The sequence below is a fragment of the Aeromonas rivuli genome (assembly GCF_000820045.1).
GTDB lineage: Bacteria > Pseudomonadota > Gammaproteobacteria > Enterobacterales > Aeromonadaceae > Aeromonas > Aeromonas rivuli.
Genome location: NZ_CDBJ01000043.1, coordinates 59622 through 81449, shown reverse-complemented (window position 1 = coordinate 81449; position 21828 = coordinate 59622). Strand labels below are relative to the sequence as shown.

16 protein-coding genes and 7 tRNA genes are annotated in these 21828 nt (G+C 59.9%); 16 read left to right on the top strand and 7 right to left on the bottom strand.

Features of this window, described 5'->3' with window-relative positions:
* The first annotated feature begins 39 nt into the window (after positions 1–39).
* The 9 genes from alaS (at position 40) to BN1130_RS09260 (ending at position 5089) form a co-directional block, all read left to right on the top strand.
* Positions 40–2664: an alanine--tRNA ligase gene (gene alaS / locus BN1130_RS09300; RefSeq protein ID WP_042041642.1), complete on the top strand. Its 2625-nt coding sequence runs from the start codon at positions 40–42 to the stop codon at positions 2662–2664.
* A gap of 17 nt (positions 2665–2681) precedes the next feature.
* Positions 2682–3938, top strand: coding sequence for an aspartate kinase (locus BN1130_RS09295; RefSeq protein WP_042041641.1), 1257 nt, complete (start codon positions 2682–2684; stop codon positions 3936–3938).
* 84 nt (positions 3939–4022) lie between these two features.
* A complete protein-coding gene (gene csrA, locus BN1130_RS09290) occupies positions 4023–4211 on the top strand; it encodes a carbon storage regulator CsrA (protein WP_005315760.1) in 189 nt (62 codons plus the stop codon).
* 213 nt (positions 4212–4424) lie between these two features.
* Positions 4425–4517, top strand: a tRNA-Ser gene (locus BN1130_RS09285).
* 3 nt (positions 4518–4520) lie between these two features.
* A tRNA-Arg gene (locus BN1130_RS09280) sits at positions 4521–4597 on the top strand.
* 101 nt (positions 4598–4698) lie between these two features.
* Positions 4699–4775 (top strand) — tRNA-Arg (locus tag BN1130_RS09275).
* Positions 4776–4801: 26 nt separating this feature from the next.
* Positions 4802–4878: transfer RNA gene (locus BN1130_RS09270), tRNA-Arg, on the top strand.
* 28 nt (positions 4879–4906) lie between these two features.
* A tRNA-Arg gene (locus BN1130_RS09265) sits at positions 4907–4983 on the top strand.
* Between the two features lie 29 nt (positions 4984–5012).
* Positions 5013–5089 (top strand) — tRNA-Arg (locus tag BN1130_RS09260).
* 505 nt (positions 5090–5594) lie between these two features.
* Here the strand turns inward: BN1130_RS09260 and pbpG are convergent.
* From pbpG to pepA, 6 genes are all read right to left on the bottom strand, one after another.
* Positions 5595–6410 carry a D-alanyl-D-alanine endopeptidase gene (gene pbpG / locus BN1130_RS09255; RefSeq protein WP_370736606.1) on the bottom strand — a complete coding sequence of 272 codons (816 nt, stop codon included), beginning with the start codon at positions 6408–6410 and terminating at the stop codon, positions 5595–5597.
* A gap of 143 nt (positions 6411–6553) precedes the next feature.
* Positions 6554–7225, bottom strand: a complete 672-nt coding sequence (locus BN1130_RS09250) for a DedA family protein (RefSeq protein WP_042041933.1) — start codon at positions 7223–7225, stop codon at positions 6554–6556.
* 8 nt (positions 7226–7233) lie between these two features.
* Positions 7234–8535 (bottom strand): hemolysin family protein, encoded by a 1302-nt coding sequence (locus BN1130_RS09245; protein WP_042041638.1) that lies wholly within the window; start codon positions 8533–8535, stop codon positions 7234–7236.
* A gap of 151 nt (positions 8536–8686) precedes the next feature.
* On the bottom strand, positions 8687–11539 hold the full coding sequence (locus BN1130_RS09240; RefSeq protein WP_042041637.1) for a valine--tRNA ligase: 2853 nt from the start codon (positions 11537–11539) through the stop codon (positions 8687–8689).
* A 47-nt stretch (positions 11540–11586) separates the two neighbouring features.
* Positions 11587–12042 (bottom strand): DNA polymerase III subunit chi, encoded by a 456-nt coding sequence (locus tag BN1130_RS09235; protein ID WP_042041635.1) that lies wholly within the window; start codon positions 12040–12042, stop codon positions 11587–11589.
* Positions 12043–12220: 178 nt separating this feature from the next.
* Entirely contained in the window at positions 12221–13729 is a 1509-nt protein-coding gene (gene pepA / locus BN1130_RS09230) for a leucyl aminopeptidase (RefSeq protein WP_042041634.1), read from the bottom strand.
* Positions 13730–13900: 171 nt separating this feature from the next.
* Here pepA and lptF point away from each other — a divergent pair, with 171 nt between their 5' ends.
* The gene (gene lptF / locus BN1130_RS09225; protein WP_042041633.1) at positions 13901–15013 is read left to right on the top strand and encodes an LPS export ABC transporter permease LptF; all 1113 of its coding nucleotides are present in this window, start codon (positions 13901–13903) and stop codon (positions 15011–15013) included.
* A 138-nt stretch (positions 15014–15151) separates the two neighbouring features.
* Positions 15152–16222, top strand: coding sequence for an LPS export ABC transporter permease LptG (lptG, locus tag BN1130_RS09220; protein ID WP_042041632.1), 1071 nt, complete (start codon positions 15152–15154; stop codon positions 16220–16222).
* 69 nt (positions 16223–16291) lie between these two features.
* Here the strand turns inward: lptG and BN1130_RS09215 are convergent, their stop codons facing one another.
* Entirely contained in the window at positions 16292–16813 is a 522-nt protein-coding gene (locus BN1130_RS09215; RefSeq protein WP_042041631.1) for an RDD family protein, read from the bottom strand.
* Positions 16814–16957: 144 nt separating this feature from the next.
* On the opposite strand from BN1130_RS09215, the gene BN1130_RS09210 reads away from it, so the two are divergent.
* The 5 genes from BN1130_RS09210 to BN1130_RS23295 all read left to right on the top strand — a co-directional run bounded on the left by BN1130_RS09210 (position 16958) and on the right by BN1130_RS23295 (position 21755).
* Positions 16958–17042: transfer RNA gene (locus BN1130_RS09210), tRNA-Leu, on the top strand.
* A gap of 692 nt (positions 17043–17734) precedes the next feature.
* Positions 17735–19153, top strand: coding sequence for an ammonium transporter (gene amt / locus BN1130_RS09205; protein WP_042041629.1), 1419 nt, complete (start codon positions 17735–17737; stop codon positions 19151–19153).
* Between the two features lie 317 nt (positions 19154–19470).
* Complete coding sequence (gene rlmD / locus BN1130_RS09200; RefSeq protein WP_042041628.1) at positions 19471–20820, top strand: 23S rRNA (uracil(1939)-C(5))-methyltransferase RlmD; 1350 nt, start codon at positions 19471–19473, stop codon at positions 20818–20820.
* A gap of 185 nt (positions 20821–21005) precedes the next feature.
* A complete protein-coding gene (locus BN1130_RS09195; RefSeq protein WP_042041627.1) occupies positions 21006–21518 on the top strand; it encodes a GNAT family N-acetyltransferase in 513 nt (170 codons plus the stop codon).
* A 78-nt stretch (positions 21519–21596) separates the two neighbouring features.
* On the top strand, positions 21597–21755 hold the full coding sequence (locus BN1130_RS23295; protein WP_503089934.1) for a DUF5363 family protein: 159 nt from the start codon (positions 21597–21599) through the stop codon (positions 21753–21755).
* Positions 21756–21828: the final 73 nt, after the last annotated feature.

The window sequence follows — 21828 nt, the reverse complement described above, 5'->3', positions numbered from 1 at the left end:
GCGATTAAAAGTCCGTATCTGAATCAAGCAGGATTTTCCATGTATATGTCCACATCAGAGATCCGCAACGCGTTTCTCGAGTACTTCCGCTCCCAGGGGCACCAGGTGGTGTCGTCCAGCTCACTGGTCCCGCACAACGATCCAACCTTGCTGTTCACCAATGCAGGGATGAATCAGTTCAAGGATGTCTTCCTCGGTGCCGACAAGCGCGCCTACAACCGGGCGACCAGCTCCCAGCGCTGTGTACGTGCGGGCGGCAAGCACAATGATCTGGAAAACGTGGGTTATACCGCGCGTCACCACACCTTCTTCGAGATGCTAGGTAACTTCAGTTTCGGCGATTACTTCAAGCAGGATGCTATCCGCTTCGCTTGGGAGTTCCTGACTGGCACCCTGAAGCTGCCCAAAGAGCGCCTGCTGGTCACCGTCTATGAGACCGATGACGAAGCTTTCGACATCTGGGCCAAAGAGATTGGCGTGCCGACCGATCGCATCGTGCGCATCGGTGACAACAAGGGCGCAGCCTTTGCCTCCGATAACTTCTGGCAGATGGGTGATACGGGTCCTTGTGGTCCCTGCACCGAGATCTTCTACGACCATGGCGATCATATCTGGGGCGGCCCTCCCGGCTCACCGGAAGAAGATGGCGATCGCTTCATCGAGATCTGGAACGTGGTCTTCATGCAGTTCAACCGCCAGGTCGATGGCACCATGGAACCGCTGCCACGTCCCTCCGTGGACACCGGCATGGGGCTGGAGCGTATCGCTGCCATCATGCAGGGCGTGCACTCCAACTATGAGATCGACATCTTCCAGGCACTGATCAAGAAGGCGGCCGAGATAGTGGGCACCGAGGATCTGAGCAATCAGTCCCTGCGCGTCATCGCCGATCACATCCGCTCCTGCGCCTTCCTGATTGGCGACGGTATCATGCCCTCCAACGAGGGGCGTGGCTATGTACTGCGCCGCATCATCCGTCGCGCCGTGCGCCATGGCCGCAAGCTGGGTGCCACCGATGTCTTCTTCTACAAGCTGGCCGCCGAGCTGGCCGTGCAGATGAAAGACGTGGCCACCGAGTTGAGCGCTCAGCTCTCCCTGGTCGAGCGGGTACTGCGCATCGAAGAGGAGCAGTTTGTCCGCACCCTGGACAGGGGCTTGTTGCTGCTCGAAGATGTGCTGGCCAACCTGGGGGATGCCAAAGTGATCCCGGGTGACGTGGTGTTCAAGCTGTATGACACCTATGGCTTCCCGGCGGATTTGACCGCCGATGTGGTGCGTGAGCGCGAGATCGGTATCGATGAAGAGGGTTTCCACACCGAGATGGCGAAGCAGCGTGCTCGCGCCAAAGAGGCCTCCAGCTTCGGTGTCAATTACAACGATGTGCTCAAGCTCGACTTCGAGACCCCTTTCACCGGTTACCAGGCCCTGACCGAGCAGACCCGTGTGCTGGCCATCTACAAAGATGGCGTCCAGGTGAGTGGCCTCATCGCGGGTGAAGAGGCGGTTGTGGTACTCGAGAAGACCCCCTTCTACGCCGAGTCCGGCGGTCAGGTGGGCGATACCGGCATCATCAAGGTGGATGACGGTATCTTCGCGGTGACCGACACTCGCAAGGCGGGTAAAGCCATTATCCATACCGGCTATCTGGAGCTGGGTACCCTGGAAGAGGGTGCCGCCGTGGTGGCAGAAGTCGATGAAGAACGCCGTCAGGCCGTGGCGCTGAACCACTCGGTGACCCACTTGCTCCATGCGGCCCTGCGTCAGGCATTGGGGGATCATGTGACCCAGAAGGGATCCCTGGTCGGTGCCGAGCGGATGCGTTTTGACTTCTCCCACTTCGAAGGCTTGACCATGGCGACCATTCGTCGCATCGAGGAGCTGGTCAACGCCCAGATCCGCGCCAACCATGACATCGCTACCCAGGTGATGGATCTGGAGGCGGCCAAAGCCGCTGGCGCCATGGCACTGTTTGGCGAGAAATACGAAGATGACGTGCGGGTAGTGCGCATGGGCGATTACTCCACCGAACTCTGTGGTGGTACCCATGCCAAGCGCACCGGCGACATCGGTTTCTTCAAGATCATCGCCGAGAGCGGCATAGCGGCGGGTATCCGCCGTATCGAAGCCGTGACCGGCAAGAGTGCCATCGATTTCATGCACCAGTTGGCCGAGCAGATTGAAGAAGCGGCTGCGCTGATCAAAGGCGATCAGTTCTCCCTGGGTAGCAAGGTGCGTCAACTGCTGGACAAGTCCAAGATGATGGAGCGCGAGCTGGAGCAGCTCAAGGCCAAGCTGGCAGCCCAGGCGGGCAGTGACCTGCTGAGCCAGGTCATCGAGATCAAGGGTCAGAAGGTGCTGGTAGCCGCACTGGATGACGTGGATCCCAAGTCCCTGCGCGGCATGCTGGACGAGCTGAAGAATCGGATGAAGTCCGGCGTCGTGCTGCTGGCCACCAGTGATGAAGGCAAGGTCAACCTGATCGCTGGCGTTACGTCGGATCTGACTGGCAAGGTCAAGGCGGGTGAGCTGGTCAATCTGGTTGCCCAGCAAGTCGGCGGCAAGGGGGGCGGTCGTCCTGACATGGCGCAGGCGGGCGGCACTCAACCGGAGGCCGTGCCGGCGGCACTGCAATCCGTTCACTCCTGGCTGGAAGAGCGCCTCTAATTAGGGCGAGGTGATCTGTGGCACTCTATGTACAGAAGTTCGGTGGCACCTCGGTTGGCACCCTGGAGCGGATCGAAGCGGTCGCTGAGCGGGTCGCTCATACCAGACTGCAGGGGCATGATGTGGTGGTGGTGGTCTCCGCCATGTCGGGGGAGACCAACCGTTTGCTGGGCATGGCCCAGCAGCTGGATCCTGACGCCAATCGGCGCGAGATGGATGTGCTGGTCTCCACCGGCGAGCAGGTCACCATTGCCCTGCTTGCCATCGCGCTGAACCGCCGTGGCTGCCAGACCGTCTCCATGACCGGGGATCAGGTGCGCATCCATACCGATTCGGCCTATGGCAAGGCCAGGATCACCCACATAGATACCGCATCGCTGCAAGGCGAGCTGGCCAGTGGCAAGGTGGTGGTGGTGGCAGGCTTCCAGGGACGTGATGAGCACAATGCCATCACGACCCTGGGCCGGGGTGGTTCCGACACCACAGCGGTGGCGATTGCGGCGGCCCTCAAGGCCGATGAGTGTCATATCTTCACCGATGTAGACGGTGTCTATACCACGGATCCGCGCATCGAGCCCAAGGCTCGGCGCCTCTCGACCATCACCTTCGAGGAGATGCTGGAGATGGCGAGCCTGGGGGCCAAGGTGCTGCAGATCCGTTCGGTGGAGTTTGCAGGAAAGTACCGGGTACCATTACGGGTGCTGTCGAGCTTTATCGATGGCGAGGGAACCTTAATCACATATGGAGGTGAGAGGATGGAAGCTCCCCTGGTATCGGGCATTGCGTTCAACCGCAATGAGGCCAGTCTGACCATTTTGGGGGTGCCGGACAGGCCCACCGTTGCGGCTCAGATCCTCGGCCCCATCAGCGATGCCAATATCGACGTGGACATGATTGTTCAGAATACGTTGGGGGATGGCACTGCAGACTTTACCTTCACGGTGAATCGCGATGACTATCGCCGTGCCCGTGCTCTGCTTGAGCTGACGGCCAGCGAGCTTGGCGCCGCCTGTGTTCAGGGCAATGGTGAGATAGCCAAGGTCTCTATTGTCGGGGTGGGGATGTGGAATCATCCCGGCGTGGCCCGCACCATGTTCAAGGTATTGGGTGAGGAGGGGATCAATATGCAGTTGATTTCAACCTCAGAGATCAAGATTTCCGTGGTGATTGACGAGAAGTATCTGGAGCTGGCAGTACGCTCCCTGCATGGGGCCTTCGGGCTGGATCAGGAGCCGAGTGAACAGCCTCTGGGTAACAATCCCGGATTGATTTAGTTTCAACCATTTACCATATCGGTATCTTTGTAAGATAATGTCGATTATCGATACAAATACAAAACAGAATACAGGAGCAAGCGAATGCTTATTTTGACTCGTCGTGTAGGGGAAACCCTGATGATAGGTGATGAAGTGACAGTGACCGTACTGGGCGTGAAAGGCAACCAGGTCCGTATCGGCGTCAACGCACCGAAAGAAGTCTCTGTACACCGCGAAGAGATCTACATGCGGATACAGGCCGAGAAAGTACCGGGCCAACCCAACTTCTAAGCCGCTTTTCATAGCAGCATCAAGGCGACACCTCAGTGTCGCCTTTTGTTTTTCTGGGGGGCGCAACCTGCCCGTCAGGGGCGTAAACAGTGGGATAAGTATCGATTTTGTTTGAATATCCCGCTCTTTGACCAAATGCTGAGCGAACAGGCTTTTTTCTCCAAAAAAGTGTTTGACTAAAAATCCCTGTGAAGTATTATCAGCCCCGCAAACGGAGAGGTGGCCGAGAGGCTGAAGGCGCTCCCCTGCTAAGGGAGTATGCGGCTTATACCCGCATCGGGGGTTCGAATCCCCCCTTCTCCGCCATTTGCGCCCGTAGCTCAGCTGGATAGAGTACCTGGCTACGAACCAGGTGGTCGGAGGTTCGAATCCTCCCGGGCGCACCATATTAAGACTCAAGCAAGAGTCATGTGTTGACCATCAGCAAGTCGACACTTTAGAAAAGGCTTACTGATAAGTAAGCTTTTTTTATCGCTTTAAAAACAGGGCGCCCGTAGCTCAGCTGGATAGAGTACCTGGCTACGAACCAGGTGGTCGGAGGTTCGAATCCTCCCGGGCGCACCATTTAAAGCAACACCAAAAGTTTATGAGCGCCCGTAGCTCAGCTGGATAGAGTACCTGGCTACGAACCAGGTGGTCGGAGGTTCGAATCCTCCCGGGCGCACCATATTGAAAGCAGTACAAAAAGTTTGTGAGCGCCCGTAGCTCAGCTGGATAGAGTACCTGGCTACGAACCAGGTGGTCGGAGGTTCGAATCCTCCCGGGCGCACCATATTAAGAAGCAATGTCAAAAATTGATGAGCGCCCGTAGCTCAGCTGGATAGAGTACCTGGCTACGAACCAGGTGGTCGGAGGTTCGAATCCTCCCGGGCGCACCATACAGACAGCCTCGACTCAGGTCGAGGCTGTTTTTTTATGGATCCTTTCCGGCCCGCTCCAATCCCTGCCACTCCCGTGGCCCTCGCTTGTCGCATACCGGGAAGAGAGGCTGACAACCCTGCTGCCCGCCAGCCCATCCTTCATCGCAACCCCCATCAGCGAGCCTTGTGGCTGTGGCGCTATCCAAGGGTGTACTCCCTTCCCAGAGCCCCACGCAAGGCCATAGGCGGCGTATTGCTGGCCCTGCCCCACTCTCCAGGCGTTCCCCCTTCATCTTGCTTGCTGGCTAGCGCAGCGACCCATTGCGCCTTGAGCCGGCCGGGAATAGTGCCCAGGCCTGGGCTCTCTTCAGGCAAGGTGTGTGGCGGCGAGGGGAGGGGGGAAATCGGTGGCGGGTGTGCCAGGGCAAGCATTGTCTGACGCGGGAGCCAGCCAGGGCGGATAAGCAAAGAGGGATGCCATGGCATCCCTCTTTGGGTCAGATCGAGCCAAACGAGCTTCTACTCAGGTTTTGAGCCACTTGCGGATGCGGTTGGCATCTCCTATGGGGGTGCGTTTGCCAAAGGAGTTGAGCAGGACAATGGCCAGCTCTTTGTTGTCCGGTTTGGCACGCATCAGCAGGCAGCGGCCCGCTTCATTGGTAAAGCCGGTCTTGGAGAGACGCACATCCCAATCCTGGTTCTTGACCAGGGGATTGGTGTTGTTGAAGTGCAGGCTGTATCCGGGCACCGCAAAGCGCATCTCCTGCTCGCTATCCTGGGTGAACTGGCGGATCAGCGGCTGGCGATAGGCGGCAGCGATCAGCTTGGCGAGATCCTGGGCGGTGGAGACATTGGCACTGGAGAGGCCGGTGGCATCATGGAAGCGGCTGTTGCGCATCCCCAACTGTTTGGCTTTGGTGTTCATGGCCCGCACGAAGGCGGCGCGCCCTCCCGGGTAATGGCGAGACAGCGCCGAGGCCATGCGGTTTTCCGAAGACATCAGTGCCAGATGCAAGGCATCGCGACGACTGATCTTGGTGCCCATGCGCACCCGGGAATAGGTGTGCTTGATGGCATCGCGATCGTTGCTGTTGACGGTGAGGGTCTGGTTGAGATCCTGCCTGGCATCGAGTACCACCAGCGCCGTCATCAGTTTGGTGAGGGAGGCGATGGGGCGGCGACTGGTCGCGTTCTTCTGATAGAGCGTCTTGCCGCTGCCAACCTCCATCACCAGGGCGCTGCTCGACTGCAATTGCAGTTTGGCAGGATTGGGCGCGGCCATGACCAGGGCGGGCAGCAAGAGGCTGGCCAATGTACTCAACAACGTCAAGGTGCGCATCTGACCCCTCATACGACTACTCCATCCAACTCCAGAAAAAGGCGGTAGATTCACGCATTTTTGCTGCGGCTTTACAAGGTCGCTGGTGGCTATTTTATTAATAATCGTGATTAAAAAAGGCCATGTTGCCATGGCCTCTTGCTTCAGGGTTTATTTTGCTCCGGCGTGGCCTTGCGCCGCACCAACCAGCGCCAGATCAGCGCCACCAGACCGGCAGCGAGCAGCACCAGCGGCAGGTAGAGAATGATGCTGAGGAACTGAGTCTCATACTGGGCTGCCAGCTTGGTATGACTCAGGTAGTAGCCCAGACTCACCAGCGGGCTGACCCAGAGGATGGAACTGACCAGATTGACGACCAGGAAGCGTCCCTGGGGGATCTCGGTCGCACCGACTATGTAGGGATAGACGGTGCGCACGAAGGCGATATAGCGCGCGGTGATCAGGGTCAGGATGCCGTACTTGTTGAGCAGGTAGAACACCTTCTCCTTGTGCTTGTCGTCCATGTGGGACATCAAACGGTGATAGGTCTGGGTGTGCCCGAGGAAGCGGCCCTGCATGTAGCCGAGCCAGGTACCGACGAAGGTCGCGACGATCAACAGGGGCACCACCCAGGGGGAGATCACCTCCTGATAGATGAGTACCCCGGTCAGGATGAGCAAGCTGTCACCGGGCAGAAAGGCGGTAGGAATGAAGCCGTTCTCCAGCACCAGGAAAGTCAGCAGCACGCAGCACACCATGAAGGCCATCCTGGGATCTGACAGGGTGGCGAGATCCTGGGTCATGAAGGCGTGCGCCAACTGGGAAAACTGCTCCATCATAATACCTACTCCACGGCCTCGGCCGACTGCTTGGTTGAGGTTGCCAACACTTTATCGATACGCAGACCATCCATGTCGACAATCTCCAGTTGCCACTGATCCAGGGAGACCAGATCTCCGGTCTGAGGCACTCGTCCCAGCAGCAGCATGATGAGGCCGCCCAGGGTGTGATAGTGGTGATCCTCTTCTTCCGGCAGGCGGTTGATCCCCAGGCAATCCTTGAGCTCTGGCAGAGGAATGAGGCCGTCGAGCAGCAGGCTGCCGTCGGCGCGCTGAAAAATCCAGTTGTCCTGCGCTTCACCCTGCTGGAAGTCCCCCGCCAGCGCCTCGAGCAGATCCTGCTGGGTCACCAGACCCTGCAACTCACCATATTCGTCCACCACCAGCACCATGTGCTCGGCGTGACCACGGAAATGGTTGAGCAGCTCCAGGCCATTGAGGGTCTCAGGCAACAGGCTGCCATCCTGGGTGAGGGCCGCCAGATCGATGGTCTCGCCGCGCACATAGGCATGGAGCACCTTGTTGACGTTGAGGATGCCAACCAGGTTGGAGAGGCTGCCGTCACACACCGGGAAGAAGCTGTGGCCATACTCCACCATTCGCATCAGGTTGACCTCGGTGGGCAGGGCCAGATCCAGATAGCGGATGTCGCTGCGGGGCACCATGATGGACTCGAGACGGCGCTCATCGAGGCGAAACACATTGCGTAGCATGGTGCGCTCATGGGCCTCGATGACCCCGGTCTCGGAGCCCTCCTCCAGCATGGCGTGGATCTCTTCCTGAGTGAGGTGACTGTTGTTCTCCTGGCTGACCCGCAGCAGTCGCAGACTGGCATGGGTCGAGGCTGAGAGCAGCCAGACGAAGGGGCGAGTCAGGGTCGCCAGCCACAGCATGGGGCGCGCCATCAGGCAGGCGATGCGCTCCGGGCTTATCTGGCCGAGTCGTTTGGGCACCAGCTCACCGATGACGATGGAGAGATAGGTGACGATGACCACCACCAGCACGGTGGCGAGCAGACTGCTGCTGCTGGGGGTCAGGCCCCAGCCCTGCAGCCAGATGGCGAAGGGTTTGGCCAGCACGGATTCACCATAGATACCGTTGAGCAGACCTATGCTGGTGATGCCAATCTGCACCGCAGAGAGGAAATGGGTAGGATCATCGGCCAGGCGCAGGGCGATGGCGGCAGAGTGGCTCCCCTCGGCGGCGAGCTTGGTGAGTCGCGCCTTGCGGGCCGTGACGATGGCGATTTCAGACATGGCGAAGAGGCCATTGAGCACAATCAATCCAATCAGGATCAACATTTCCATACGGTAAGCTAACTCCACATAATGAACACTGCGGCAGTGTAATGAATTTGGCGGGGATCCGCTTGTAAAAACGATGGCTGTGAGGCGCCCACAAAAAAGCCCCCTGCTGGCAGGGGGCTCAATATGGCGGTGCGAATGGTGAGGGTGCCGCTTACAGGGCGGCGATTTCCACCTGCTGGGCTTCCAGCTTGGTGAGCTGGAGACGGTAATCTTCCAGCTTCTCGCGCTCCTTGGCGATGACCGCATCCGGCGCCTTGGCCACGAAGGCCTCGTTGCCGAGCTTGCCTTCGATACGGCCGCACTCACCGACTAGACGGGCCACCTCTTTGGCCAGACGGGCCAGCTCGGCCTCCTTGTCGATGAGACCGGCCATGGGGATCATCAGCTCGGTGCTGCCGATCAGCTTCTTCACCGACAGCGGGGCGACGTCGCCGTCCGCCAGCACGCGGATGGACTCCAGGCGAGCGAGGGACTTGAGGAAGGCCTCGTTATCACCGGCGCGCTGGGCGTCCTTGGCATCGCACTGGAGCAGCACGTTGAGGCCAACGCTCGGCGCCACGTTCATCTCGGCGCGGATGTTGCGGATGCCGACGATGAACTCCTTCACCCACTCCTGATCCGCCATGGCGGTCTCATCCAGCCTGGCGGCATCGAACTCGGGGAAGGCTTGCAGCATGATGGTGTCGGCATGGACCCCGGTCAGCGGCGCCACCGATTTCCAGATGGTCTCGGTGATGAACGGAATGATGGGGTGCGCCAGGCGCAGCAGGGTTTCCAGCACGGTCACCAGGGTGTGACGGGTGGCGCGCTGCTCGGCCTCGGAGCCCTTGCCCAGCACCGGCTTGGTCAGCTCCAGATACCAGTCGCAGAACTGGTTCCAGATAAATTCGTACAGCACGCCGGCGGCCATGTCGAAGCGGTAGGTGTCGAGCGCGGTGCGGAAGTCGCGGATGGCGACCTGCAACTGGGACTGGATCCAGCGATCCGCCAGGCTGAACTGCATCTCGCCGCCATTCAGGCCGCAATCCTGCTGTTCGGTGTTCATCAGCACGTAGCGGGAGGCGTTCCACAGCTTGTTGCAGAAGTTGTTGTAGCCGTCCAGGCGCTTCATGTCCCAGTTGATGTCACGACCCGTGCTGGCCAGCGCCGCCAGGGTGAAGCGCAGGGCGTCGGTGCCGTGGGCCTCGATCCCTTCCGGGAACTGCTTGGCGGTGCGCTTGCCGATCTTCTCGGCCATCTGCGGCTGCATCATGTTGCCGGTGCGCTTCTCCAGCAGATTTTCCAGGCTGATACCGTCGATCATGTCGAGCGGGTCCAGCACGTTGCCCTTGGACTTGGACATCTTCTGGCCCTCTTCATCCCGGATCAGGCCGGTGATATAGACGGTCTTGAAGGGAACCTGCGGGGTGCCATCTTCGTTCTTGATGAAGTGCATGGTCATCATGATCATCCGGGCTATCCAGAAGAAGATGATGTCGAAGCCGCTCATCAGCACGTCGGTCGGGTGGAAGGTCTTGAGCGCCTCGGTGTTGTTCGGCCAGCCCAGGGTGGAGAAGGTCCACAGGGCGGAGCTGAACCAGGTGTCGAGCACGTCTTCGTCCTGACGCAGCACGGTCACGGACGGAATGTTGTGCTTGGCGCGCACCTCGGCCTCGTCGCGGCCGACGTAGACCTTGCCGGATTCGTCATACCAGGCCGGGATGCGGTGACCCCACCACAGCTGACGGGAGACGCACCAGTCCTGAATGTCGCGCATCCAGGAGAAGTACATGTTCTCGTACTGCTTGGGCACGAACTGGATGCGGCCATCTTCCACCGCAGCGATGGCGTCTTTGGCCAACGGCGCGGTGCGCACATACCACTGGTCGGTCAGCATGGGCTCGATGGGCACGCCGCCGCGATCGCCATAGGGCTGTTGCAGCACGTGATCCTTGATCTCGCTCAGCAGACCCAGCTCGTCCAGCTTGGCCACAATCGCCTTGCGGGCAGCGAAACGCTCAAGGCCGGCGAACTCGCTCGGCAGGGCGGCGTCATAGGCGGTGCTGGGGTTGCCGTTGCAATCGACCACTTCGGCCTCGGCGCGCACAAAGGCGTCCAGGGTGAAGATGTTGATCATCGGCAGGTTGTGGCGCTTGCCGACTTCGTTATCGTTGAAGTCGTGGGCCGGAGTGATCTTCACGCAACCGGTGCCCTTCTCCATATCGGCGTGTTCATCGGCGACGATGGGGATCAGGCGGTTCACCAGTGGCAGCAGAATGTGCTGGCCGATCAGCGCCTTGTAACGGGGGTCTTCCGGGTTCACGGCCACGGCGGTATCGCCCAGCATGGTCTCCGGACGGGTGGTAGCGACGATCAGGTGATCCTGACCCTCGGCTGTCTTGGCGCCGTTGGCCAAGGGGTAGCGCAGGTGCCACATGTGGCCCTTGATCTCGCGGTTTTCCACTTCCAGATCGGAGATGGCGGTGTTGAGCTTGGGATCCCAGTTCACCAGGCGCTTGCCACGGTACATCAGACCATCTTCGTAGAGGCGCACGAACACTTCTTGTACGGCTTCGGAGAGACCCTCATCCATGGTGAAGCGCTCGCGCTCCCAATCCACGGAGTCGCCCAGGCGGCGCATCTGGCGGGAGATGGTGCCGCCGGACTCTTCTTTCCACTGCCAGATCTTGTCGATGAAGGCTTCACGGCCGTAATCGTGGCGAGTCTTGCCCTCTTCGGCGGCGATCTTGCGCTCCACCACCATCTGGGTGGCGATGCCGGCGTGGTCACAACCCGCCTGCCACAGGGTGTTCTTGCCCTGCATGCGGTTGTAGCGGATCAGGGTGTCCATCAGGGTCTGCTGGAAGGCGTGGCCCATGTGCAGGCTGCCGGTGACGTTCGGCGGCGGGATCATGATACAGAAGGAGTCTTGGCTGGTGTCACCGTGGGGCTTGAAGTAACCCTGGGATTCCCAGTGCTGATAGAGCGCCTGTTCGATGGCATTGTGGTTAAAAGTCTTTTCCATGGTCTCGCCGTATGCTGATAGGTTCTGATGGATAAAAAAGGGGGCAGTCAGGGCTGCGCCGGATTGTGCGCTGCAAGTGCGGGCTGATCTCTCATCTCGAGTTGATGACCGGCCTGGCGATACTCTTTGTAGCGCTCGCGGGCTTGCTGCTTCTGCGTGTCGTCAGTGGGGACAAAATCTACCACCTGAGGGAAGTTCCCTGCAAACAAAGGTGCCTCCCAGGCCAGATTGATGAGCCGGGCATAGCGTCGTTTGGGGGGCTGATGGCCTATTTCCACCGGGGCCTGACCCGCTTCACCTTGCAGCTGGTGGGGCACGAAGCGATCGGTTGGTAGCTGCCAGAGCAGCTCGTCGAGCCGTTCGGCCTGGGCCTGGTTCGCACAGTACAGATAGAGGTGACCGCTGCTCCAGCCCTCGGCTGCCAGCTCGCAGGCGAGCCGTTCGCAGGCGCTGACGCCAGCCTCATCCGGTTCGCTCATCAGGTAGAAGGTCACTTGGCTCATCAGGTTGGGTCCCGTGTGGCGGTGACTGCGCTTGGCGCAAGCCAGGCTGCGCGCCGCAGATCTCTTGGCGGGTGCGCATCGGCTGCGCATCCTGCCTGTTTTGTAATGAAACAAGGAAGAGGCGGGCCTCTTCCTTGTGAGTCAAGGGTAACAGGGGCCAACAAGTGGCCGCCAGGGGTTACTCTTTTTCTTCGATGTCCACCCCGGCCCGGTTGAGCAGGAACTGGGTGAGCAGGGGCACCGGACGACCGGTGGCACCCTTGTCCTTGCCGCTCTTCCAGGCGGTACCAGCTATATCCAGGTGAGCCCAGTTGTACTTCTTGGTGAAACGCGACAAGAAGGCGGCAGCGGTGATGGTACCGGCCGGACGACCGCCGATGTTGGCCATGTCGGCGAACGGGCTCTCCAGCTGTTCCTGGTACTCGTCGAACATCGGCAGGCGCCAGGCGCGATCGCCGGCCTGCTCCGAGGCGCCGAGCAGTTCATGGGCCAGCGGGTTGTGATTGGCCAGCAGACCGGAGGTGTGATGCCCCAGGGCGATGATGCAGGCACCGGTCAGGGTGGCGACATCGATCACAGTGTCTGGATCGAATCTGTCCACATAGGTCAGCGCATCGCACAATACCAGACGGCCCTCGGCATCGGTGTTGAGCACTTCGATGGTCTGGCCGGACATGGAGGTGAGGATGTCACCCGGGCGATAGGCATTGCCACCGGGCATGTTCTCGCAACCGGCGAGGACGCCGATGACGTTGATGGGCAGTTGCAACTCGGCCAGGGCATGCATGGTGCCGAGCACGGAGGCGGCGCCGCCCATGTCGTACTTCATCTCGTCCATGCCATCGGCCGGCTTGATGGAGATGCCGCCGGAGTCGAAGGTCAGCCCCTTGCCCACCAGCACTATGGGCTTGGCATCGGCGTTGCCCTTGTACTCGATGATGGCCATCATGGCTTCGTTTTCGGAGCCACGGGCCACCGCCAGGTAAGAGTTCATGCCGAGTTCGGCCATCTCCTGCTCGCCCACGACTTTGGTGGTGATGTTGTCATAGGCATCGGCGAGGCGACGGGCCTGGGAGGCGAGGTAGGCCGGATTGCAGACGTTGGGCGGCATGTTGGCCACATCGCGGCAGACCCGCACCCCTTTCGAGACGGCCAGACCGTGGGAGATAGCTTTCTCGCCTATGGTCAGTTCCCGACGCGTCGGCACGTTGAACACCAGCTTGCGCAGCGGGCGACGTGGCTCGGCTTTATTGGTCTTGAACTGATCGAAGCTGTAGAGGCCGGCCTTGGTGCTTTCTACCGCCTGGCGGACTTTCCAATAGGTGTCACGACCCTTGACGTGCAGCTCGGTCAGGAAGCAGACCGCTTCCATGGATCCGGTTTCGTTGAGGGTGGTGATGGTCTTGTTGATGATCTGTTTGTACTGGCGTTCATCGAGCTCCCGCTCCTTGCCACAGCCCACCAGCAGGACGCGCTCGCTCAGCACGCCCGGTACTTGATGCAGCAGCAGCATCTGGCCTGGCTTCCCTTCCAGGTCACCACGGCGCAGCAGCGAGCTCAGGTAGCCATCGCTGATCTTGTCCAGTTGTTCGGCCACCGGAGAGAGGCGGCGGGGCTCAAATACACCCACCACGACGCAGGCGCTGCGTTGCTTCTCAGGACTGCCACTCTTTACACTGAACTCCATGGAATCTCCTACATCCTAAAGACAAAAGGCACCTTTTATTGAATAATGCAGTGCTTGTTGGGTATCAGAGGCGGAGCGAACAGCCACAGGCTCCGCAGTTCAAACTGGTAAAAATCCAATATAGGGCCCTATTTTTCAGGCATTCGACTAAAAACACAAGTTTACTTGGGAATGACTGTGATCGTTTTCCGATATTTGTTCAGGGAAACCCTGAAAACCCAGCTGGCAGTATTGTTCGTGCTGCTGCTCATCTTTGTCAGCCAGCAATTTATCAAGATCATTGGCGATGCCGCCGATGGCGAGGTACCGACGCGCCTCATATCGACGTTGATGCTGCTCAACCTCCCCAATATGGCGCTGTTGATGCTGCCAATCAGTCTGTTTTTGGCCATCTTGTTTGCTCACGGCCGTCTCTATGCCGAAAGTGAGATGACGGTGATGCATGCGGTGGGGGTCAGCCCGCGCCGCGTCATGGTGACCACCATGATATTGGCTCTGCTGACCGCCCTGGTGGCGGGCTTCAACACCGGCTGGGTCGCGCCTCTCGCCAAGGAACGCGAGTATCAGGTCATCGATGAATTCAAGGCCGATCCCGGTATCTCCTTCCTGCAGGCGGGGCGCTTCATGGAGCTCGATGGCGGCAAGTTGGTGGCCTATATCCAGGATCTGAACGACAAGGGCTCCGTGTTGCATAATATCTTCGTGTTGCAGCGGGCCCAGGGCACGACCCCCCCTTCGATAGTGATAGCGACGGAAGGGCAGGTGACGGTGGATGAGAACGGCCTGCAATGGCTGACCCTGAAGGATGGTTCCCGCTACGAGGGCAACTTCAATGGCAAACAGTTCCAGAACTCAGATTTTCGCGAGTACAGCCTGGTCATCCGTCAGCAGGAGGCCGAGCACTCCAACCGTAAATCGGCAGCCAAGCCAACCATGGAACTGTTCGGCACCCAGGATAACCAGCTGATGGCCGAGTTGCAGTGGCGTATTTCGCTGCCGCTCTCCATCCCTGTGCTGACCTTCCTGGTGGTGCCCCTGGCCCGGGTCAATCCGCGCCAGGGTCGCTACGCCAAGTTGCTGCCAGCCATCTTGCTCTATCTCTCCTACTTCCTGTTGCTGTCGGCGGCCCGCTCGGCCATCGACAGTGGTCGTCTCCCCCACTGGCCCGGCATGTTCTGGGTACCGATAGCCTATTTGCTGTTGATCGGGGTGCCGCTCAACTTGCAGGGCACCGCCTGGTGGAATGGGGTCAAAGGGCGACTCTTCAGCAGGGGGTCGGCGTGATGCGGTTACATAGGGATTTCCACTGATGTTTGGCGCGCTCGTTAGGCATGCCCATGGGGTCGCCTTTATGTCGAACCTCTTCTGTGCTCGATATTCCAGGCGAAAAAGCATGATGCTGCAATATAGGAACCTCTGCTGATGTTTGGCATTCTCGATAGATATATCGGTCGGGTCATTTTCATGTCGATCCTGCTGTGTGAGGTGACCCTGGTCGGCCTCTCTGCGCTCATCAAGTATGTGGAGCAGCTCAAGTCGGTCGGTGACGGCAACTATGACATGGTCAATGCCTTCTACTTCGTGATGCTCTCCATGCCCAAGGAGGCGGTACTCTTCTTCCCGCTGGCGGCGCTGCTGGGGGGCTTGATTGGTCTGGGTCAGCTGGCGAGCAGCTCCGAGTTGGTGGTGATGCAGGCCGCCGGTCGCTCCAAGCTCAGCATAGTGATTGCGGCGCTCAAGACGGCGATCCCGCTGATGCTGGTGTTCAGTCTGGTGGGTGAGTATGTGGCTCCCATCGCCAAGCGCACTGCCGATGACATCAAGGCCGGTGCCATGTCCGAGGGGCGGCTGACCGTATCAGCCTCCGGGGTCTGGGCGCGGGATGGCAATAACTTCGTCAGTATCAACGGAGTGCGCAACGATGGTGCCCTGACCGGCATCACCCTCTATCGCTTTACCCCGGATCGCAAGCTGATCGATGTGGTGCAGGCGCAGGAGGGGATGTTCGAGCAGCATCACTGGCTGCTGAAGTCTGTCCATGCGACCCGCTTCGACGATCCGACCCGGATCATCAGTGAGGTGCACCCCCAGATGACCTGGACGTCAGATCTGACCCCCAAGCAGCTCGGTGTGGTCAGCATCGATCCAGAGAACCTCTCCATCTCCGGTTTGCGGGACTATGTCGGTTATCTGGATGCCAACAAGCAGGATGCGGGGCGCTACAAACTGGAGCTGTGGCGCAAGCTGCTGGCCCCCCTGTCAGTGGTCTCCATGATACTGCTCGCCTCCTCCTTCATCTTTGGGCCCTTGCGCTCGGTGAGCATGGGGGCGCGGATGTTGATGGGCATCATGACCGGCTTCGTGGTCTATGTGAGCGATCGGGTGTTTGGCCCGATCAGCCTGGTCTATGCGGTGCCGCCCATCATAGCGGCAGTGGCGCCCAGTCTGCTGTTTGGCGGCATCTCCCTTTATATACTGAGCCGCAGGCGCTAAGCGTCATCAGGCAAGCACCGCTGGAAACAAGAAAGGGCACCTGGGTGCCCTTTCTTCATCTGACCATTCCTATTTATTAAGCATGTTCAGGTTCTCTTGCTTGCTCAGCACTATCACTTCGCACTCTGCCCAGATGTCCTGGAATGCCTTGGGGCGATGGCGGTCAAACAGACACATCAGGTTGCCCAGGCCAAAGGCGGCGGTGGCCAGCCGAATAATGGCCTGGGTGATGCGGATATTGCTGCCGTCCACATTCTGGATGCGCAACCGCCAGGCGCGCATGCCGATGGTTTGACCGGCCCGGGTCCAGAACCAGACATAGAAGCCACAGATCACCAGCGCCAGCCAGGCACTGTAGAGGGGGCTGGTGAGCAGCCAGCTGGCATCCTTGCCTTCGGGAAGGGTCGCCAGACCGGTCGCGAGCAGCAGTTGGGCGACCCCCATGCCGAGAAAGCCGGCGATCACCAGCAGCGAGATGACCACCAGGTAGTCATAGAGCAGGGCACCGAGGCGGCGCAACAACCCGGCGGAAGGGTGCGTATGCACAGGGGGCGTTGCCTGGGGGGGTTGAACTGTCTTGCGCTTGGCCATGGGGGACGTTTCCATTAAAAAGTTGAGGGCATTCTAAGTAACTGGGCGATCAACGGCAAGGCGTTGAATAAATGAGCAAACGAGAAGAGGGATACGAAAAACCCCTTGCATGCCGAAGCGCCATTCGTATAATCCCTCGCAGTTGCCCGGGTGGCGAAATCGGTAGACGCAGCGGATTCAAAATCCGCCGTTGCAAGACGTGTCGGTTCGAGTCCGACCCCGGGCACCATTCCAGAATTCAGTGATAAAAGGCCATCCTCGCGGATGGCCTTTTGTTTTTCTGGATCCCGTTGCGGGGTCCTGGCGATGGGCATCGACAGCGGGATGTCTGGCGGCAGGCTGCCCTGACGCCAGGTTTGATCTTGTGTCTTCATCTGTGATGCCTCTTCTGGCTTACGCCATGCAACCACGCCAGAGGCGCTCTCTTTCGCAGTCAACAAACCCCCGGCAGTCAACAGAGCCTCCACGTCACAAGCGGACAGTGCCGCCTCCCCGCAGCCATGCCCCGTGGCTGCTGAGTGGGCGTCAAGCCCGCCTGGTCTTTTCCCCTCGTAGCCAGTGCGACTGGGTTCCCCTGGTCCTCCCGGCGCCCGTAGCCAAGGCTTGCGCCATTTAAGTGCATCCCCGGATGCTGCCCGGTCGAGGTGCAATCCTGAATGGGTTGGCGCGCCCAGCGCACCATCATGGTGCTAGTATTTCTCTTTATCTTTTTAATGCACTGATAGTAAAGAAGTTTATTAACTGGCCTGTTTTATGCTTCCGTCCATCAGCTTGCCATGTTGCCGCACCAATAAGGGCACAGCAGTCAAGACGGCGATGGAAGGGATGGCCGGGTATGTTTTATATGAGCCACCGGATCCACATGTTCATCAGCAAGGCGAACCGATCCGGTGCAGGAAAGACAGGGAAGGAGATGGCGATATGCTCAAGAGATTCATGATGACAGGCCCGCTGGCGTTGACCGCCTTGCTGGCCGCCCCAAGCTGGGCACAGGATGCGGTCGTGGCCACAGCCCCAGTCGCTGCCATGACCATCAACAAAGGGGATAATGTCTGGATGCTGCTGTCGGCGGCGCTGGTGATCCTGATGTCGATCCCGGGCCTGGCACTGTTTTACGGTGGATTGGTGCGCAGCAAGAACATGTTGAGCGTGTTGATGCAGGTATTTGCCCTGTTTTCCCTTATTTGTGTGTTGTGGGTGGTGTATGGCTACTCGCTCGCCTTCACCGAGGGCAACAGCTTCTATGGCTCCTTCGACAAACTGCTGCTCAAAGGGGTGACCCCTGACTCCATCGCTGCCACCTTCAGCAAGGGAGTGGGCATCAGCGAATTCATCTATGTCGTGTTCCAGGGGGCCTTCGCAGCCATCACCTGCGGTCTGATCGTGGGGGCCTTCGCCGAGCGCATCAAGTTTGCCGCGGTGCTGCTGTTTTCCGTGCTCTGGTTCACCTTCTCCTACATCCCGCTGGCGCACATGGTGTGGTACTGGGCAGGTCCTGACGCTTATACCACTCTTGAAGCCGCCAGCGCTGCCACCGCCACCGCGGGTTACCTGTTCCAGCATGGGGACCTCGATTTCGCTGGCGGCACAGTGGTGCACATCAACGCGGCCGTGGCCGGGTTGGTCGGGGCCTTCATGGTCGGCAAACGCCTTGGTTATGGCCGTGACGCCATGACCCCCCATAGCCTCACCATGACCATGATCGGGGTCTCCCTGCTCTGGTTTGGCTGGTTTGGTTTCAACGCAGGCTCTGCCCTTGAGGCCAATGGCACGGCCGCGCTGGCCTTTATCAACACCTGGCTGGCCCCGGCGGCAGCGGCGCTCTCCTGGACCCTGGCCGAGTGGCTGATGAAGGGCCGTCCCTCCTTGCTGGGTGCGGCCTCTGGTGCCGTTGCCGGACTCGTTGTGATCACCCCGGCCGCCGGTTTTGTCGGTGTGGGCGGCGCCCTCATCATGGGGTTGCTGAGCGGGGTCGCTGGCCTCTGGGGTGTACATGGCCTCAAGCGACTGCTGGGTGCCGATGACAGCCTGGATGTGTTTGGCCTGCACGGGGTGTGCGGCATCCTGGGGGCGCTCTTGACCGGTGTCTTCGCCAGCCCGGATCTGGGCGGTACCGGGGTGTGGGACTATGTCACCAATCAGGTGGCGCCAGATTACTCCATCCTGACCCAGGTCAAGATCCAGGCCATAGGGGTTGGCGTGACCATCCTCTGGTCCGGTGTCGTCGCCTTCCTGGCCTACAAGCTGGTGGATATGACCATCGGGCTGCGGGTAAAAGAGGATGCGGAGCGCGAAGGGCTGGATGTCACCAGCCATGGCGAGAAGGCCTACAGCCAGTAAAAACATCAAGTCACAGGATCTCCATGCCGCCGCCGGTCCTATCCGGCGGCTTTTTTATGGCCGCCAAGGGGCCGCAGCTCGGCCCAGCGTTTGCTGATGGCGCTGCTTTATGCCTGGCGATCTGGCCGGTTCACCGCTCAGCTATGGCCGCGTTTTATGTCTGGCGATCTGGCCGGGTTTTCCTTTGGCTATTTCCGCTATGGCAACGTTTTATGCCTGCAATTTGGCCGGATCTCCGCTAAACTCTGCCACCCTTTATTCGGGGTAGCCGGGCCAGCCCTGCTTCCACCCTTTCTTCTATGCCTTCGGAGCCGCTCATGCCGTTAGTGGGACACCAACATCAGATCGATATTCTGGAACTGACCGACAAAGGGGATGGCAAGGGTCGCCTGTTCGATCGCCCCCTGTTCGTCGAGGGTCTGCTGCCCGGTGAGCAGGCGCTGGTCGAGCTGACCGAGGTCAAGCCGAACTATCTGCACGGCAAGCTGGTCGAGCTGACCCAGGCTTCCGCCGACAGGGTCGCCGATTTCTGCCCCAATACCGAGTGTGGCGGCTGCCAGGTCAGGCCGCTGGCCTATCCGGCCCAGCTCAAGCTGAAACAATCCCTGGTGCAGAGTGCACTGGATCAGGTTGGGCTGACGACTCAGGTCAATCCCATCCTCGGCATGGACAGCCCGTTCGCCTATCGCAACAAGGCGCAGTACGCCGTGCGTGGCAGCGAGGCCGGCGCCGAAATAGGCTTCTACCGCAAGCACTCCCACACACTCATCACCGCCGACGACTGCGCGGTGCAGGACTCCCTGCACGTGGAACTCAACGCCCGGGTGCGTGGCTGGATGCGCGCGCACGATATCGCCGCCTATGACGAGGTGGCCCACACCGGCTGCGTGCGCAACCTGATGACCCGCAAGGGCTTCAAGAGCGGCGAGCTGATGGTGGTGCTGGTGACCCTGGGTGAGGCGCTGCCCTTCGAGGCCGAACTGCTGGCTATCTTAAGCGATCTGCCCATCACCACCCTGGTGCAGAACATCAATGACGAGCGCACCAACCGCATCCTGGGAACGAGCAACCGGGTGCTGCTGGGGGGAGGGGTGATCCGCGACAAGATCCACGAACTCGCGTTCGAGATCTCGCCGCTCTCCTTCTTCCAGAACAACCCGAGCCAGACCGATGTGCTCTACTCCAAGGCGCTCGAATACAGCGAGCTGACCGGCAACGAGACTGTGTTCGACATCTACTGCGGCATAGGCACCATCTCCCTGTTCCTGGCTGGCAAGGCCGCCAAGGTGGTGGGCATTGAATCGGTGGAGAGCGCCATCAGCGATGCCCGCCGCAACGCGGCCCTCAATGGCATAGAGCACACCGAATTCCACGTGGGCAAGGCCGAGCAGCTGATGCCCGAGCTGCACGCCCAGGGCGTGAGCGCCGATGTGGTGGTGATGGATCCCCCCCGCAAGGGTTGTGACAAGGCGGTGTTGCAGACCCTGGTCGCCATGGCGCCGCGCCGTCTGGTCTATGTCTCCTGCAACCCCCAGACCCTGGCCCGGGATCTCGCCTATCTGGTCAAGCAGGGCTTCGTGCTGGACGAGGTGCAACCGGTGGACATGTTCCCCCACTCCATGCACGTGGAAGCAGTTGCCCGTCTGAGCCTGCCAGCGAAAGATTGAGCGAGTATTGGCGCGGAGAGATTGACATGTTCCTCCTCCCGCCATATCGGTAGATGCCGTCACACGCTTGAGCCTACTGGCCAAGGCATGATTTGAATTAGCCAGATGGCTCTGATAAAAACGACTCCACATGGAGTCGTTTTTTATGGCCGCCCGCAAGCGGGTCAAAGGACCGGGAGCCTGAGATGAGCATTCGTTTGGCCGAGACGGAAGACGCCGCCGCCCTGGATCACTTCTTCCAGCAACTGGATCGGGAGACCCGTTTCATGCTGTTCGAGGCGGGGGAGCGCCCATCCGATATCGAGGGGCAGCGCCAGCGGCTCGAGGCCATGGCGGCGGCCCCCAATCAGGCCATGTGGCTGCTGGTGCTGGACGGGGAGGTGGAGGGGTTTGCGCTGATGATCGGAGGCGGCTTGAGGCGCAATCGACACTGCGCCCTGATTGTGATGGGGTTGCGGTCGAGTGCGCGGGGCCTGGGGTGGGGTGAGCGTTTGCTACGTACCCTGATCGCCGCCGCGCCGGGTTGTGGCATCAGCCGGCTGGAGCTGGGGGTGATGGCCCATAACGAGGCGGCTCATGGGCTCTATCGCAAGTGCGGTTTTATCGACGAAGGCATCCGGCGCAACGCCTATCGACTGGATGATCACGATGTCGACGAGATCAGCATGGGTCTTTTATTGCTGCCAGATGCGCCATGACGCCATCTCTTTAGGAGCGCCAGGCGTTAAGCGCATGGCAACGGCGTGTTAAGAGTGGACAGAGACAAGGAACCGATCATGAAAGCTATCTTGTTGCGTTGGCTGGCCCGTTACGATGCCTGGAGTCAGCGCTGGGGCCTATCCCCTGAGTATCGCCGTTGCTGTACGCCTCAGTGCAGGGAGGCCAGAGCCGATTGTCCCAAGCCGGTGCCGGTTGAAAAGCAGTCAGCGCCATGAGTGGCCCTGGCTGAACGGCATGTGGCGGTTAATCGACTCCCCGGGCCATGCGTTTGTGGCCTGCTGGGCCGGG

Excerpts from the sequence above, each read along its gene's own strand:
- BN1130_RS23295 (WP_503089934.1), top strand. The coding sequence starts at position 21,597 with ATGAAAGCTATCTTGTTGCGTTGGCTGGCCCGTTACGATGCCTGGAGT.
- BN1130_RS09215 (WP_042041631.1), bottom strand. The coding sequence starts at position 16,813 with ATGGCCAAGCGCAAGACAGTTCAACCCCCCCAGGCAACGCCCCCTGTG.
- lptG (WP_042041632.1), top strand. The coding sequence starts at position 15,152 with ATGTTTGGCATTCTCGATAGATATATCGGTCGGGTCATTTTCATGTCG.
- BN1130_RS09235 (WP_042041635.1), bottom strand. The coding sequence starts at position 12,042 with ATGAGCCAAGTGACCTTCTACCTGATGAGCGAACCGGATGAGGCTGGC.
- csrA (WP_005315760.1), top strand. The coding sequence starts at position 4,023 with ATGCTTATTTTGACTCGTCGTGTAGGGGAAACCCTGATGATAGGTGAT.
- BN1130_RS09195 (WP_042041627.1), top strand. The coding sequence starts at position 21,006 with ATGAGCATTCGTTTGGCCGAGACGGAAGACGCCGCCGCCCTGGATCAC.
- pepA (WP_042041634.1), bottom strand. The coding sequence starts at position 13,729 with ATGGAGTTCAGTGTAAAGAGTGGCAGTCCTGAGAAGCAACGCAGCGCC.
- BN1130_RS09240 (WP_042041637.1), bottom strand. The coding sequence starts at position 11,539 with ATGGAAAAGACTTTTAACCACAATGCCATCGAACAGGCGCTCTATCAG.
- amt (WP_042041629.1), top strand. The coding sequence starts at position 17,735 with ATGCTCAAGAGATTCATGATGACAGGCCCGCTGGCGTTGACCGCCTTG.
- pbpG (WP_370736606.1), bottom strand. The coding sequence starts at position 6,410 with ATGCGCACCTTGACGTTGTTGAGTACATTGGCCAGCCTCTTGCTGCCC.
- BN1130_RS09250 (WP_042041933.1), bottom strand. The coding sequence starts at position 7,225 with ATGGAGCAGTTTTCCCAGTTGGCGCACGCCTTCATGACCCAGGATCTC.
- rlmD (WP_042041628.1), top strand. The coding sequence starts at position 19,471 with ATGCCGTTAGTGGGACACCAACATCAGATCGATATTCTGGAACTGACC.
- BN1130_RS09245 (WP_042041638.1), bottom strand. The coding sequence starts at position 8,535 with ATGGAAATGTTGATCCTGATTGGATTGATTGTGCTCAATGGCCTCTTC.
- lptF (WP_042041633.1), top strand. The coding sequence starts at position 13,901 with ATGACTGTGATCGTTTTCCGATATTTGTTCAGGGAAACCCTGAAAACC.
- alaS (WP_042041642.1), top strand. The coding sequence starts at position 40 with ATGTATATGTCCACATCAGAGATCCGCAACGCGTTTCTCGAGTACTTC.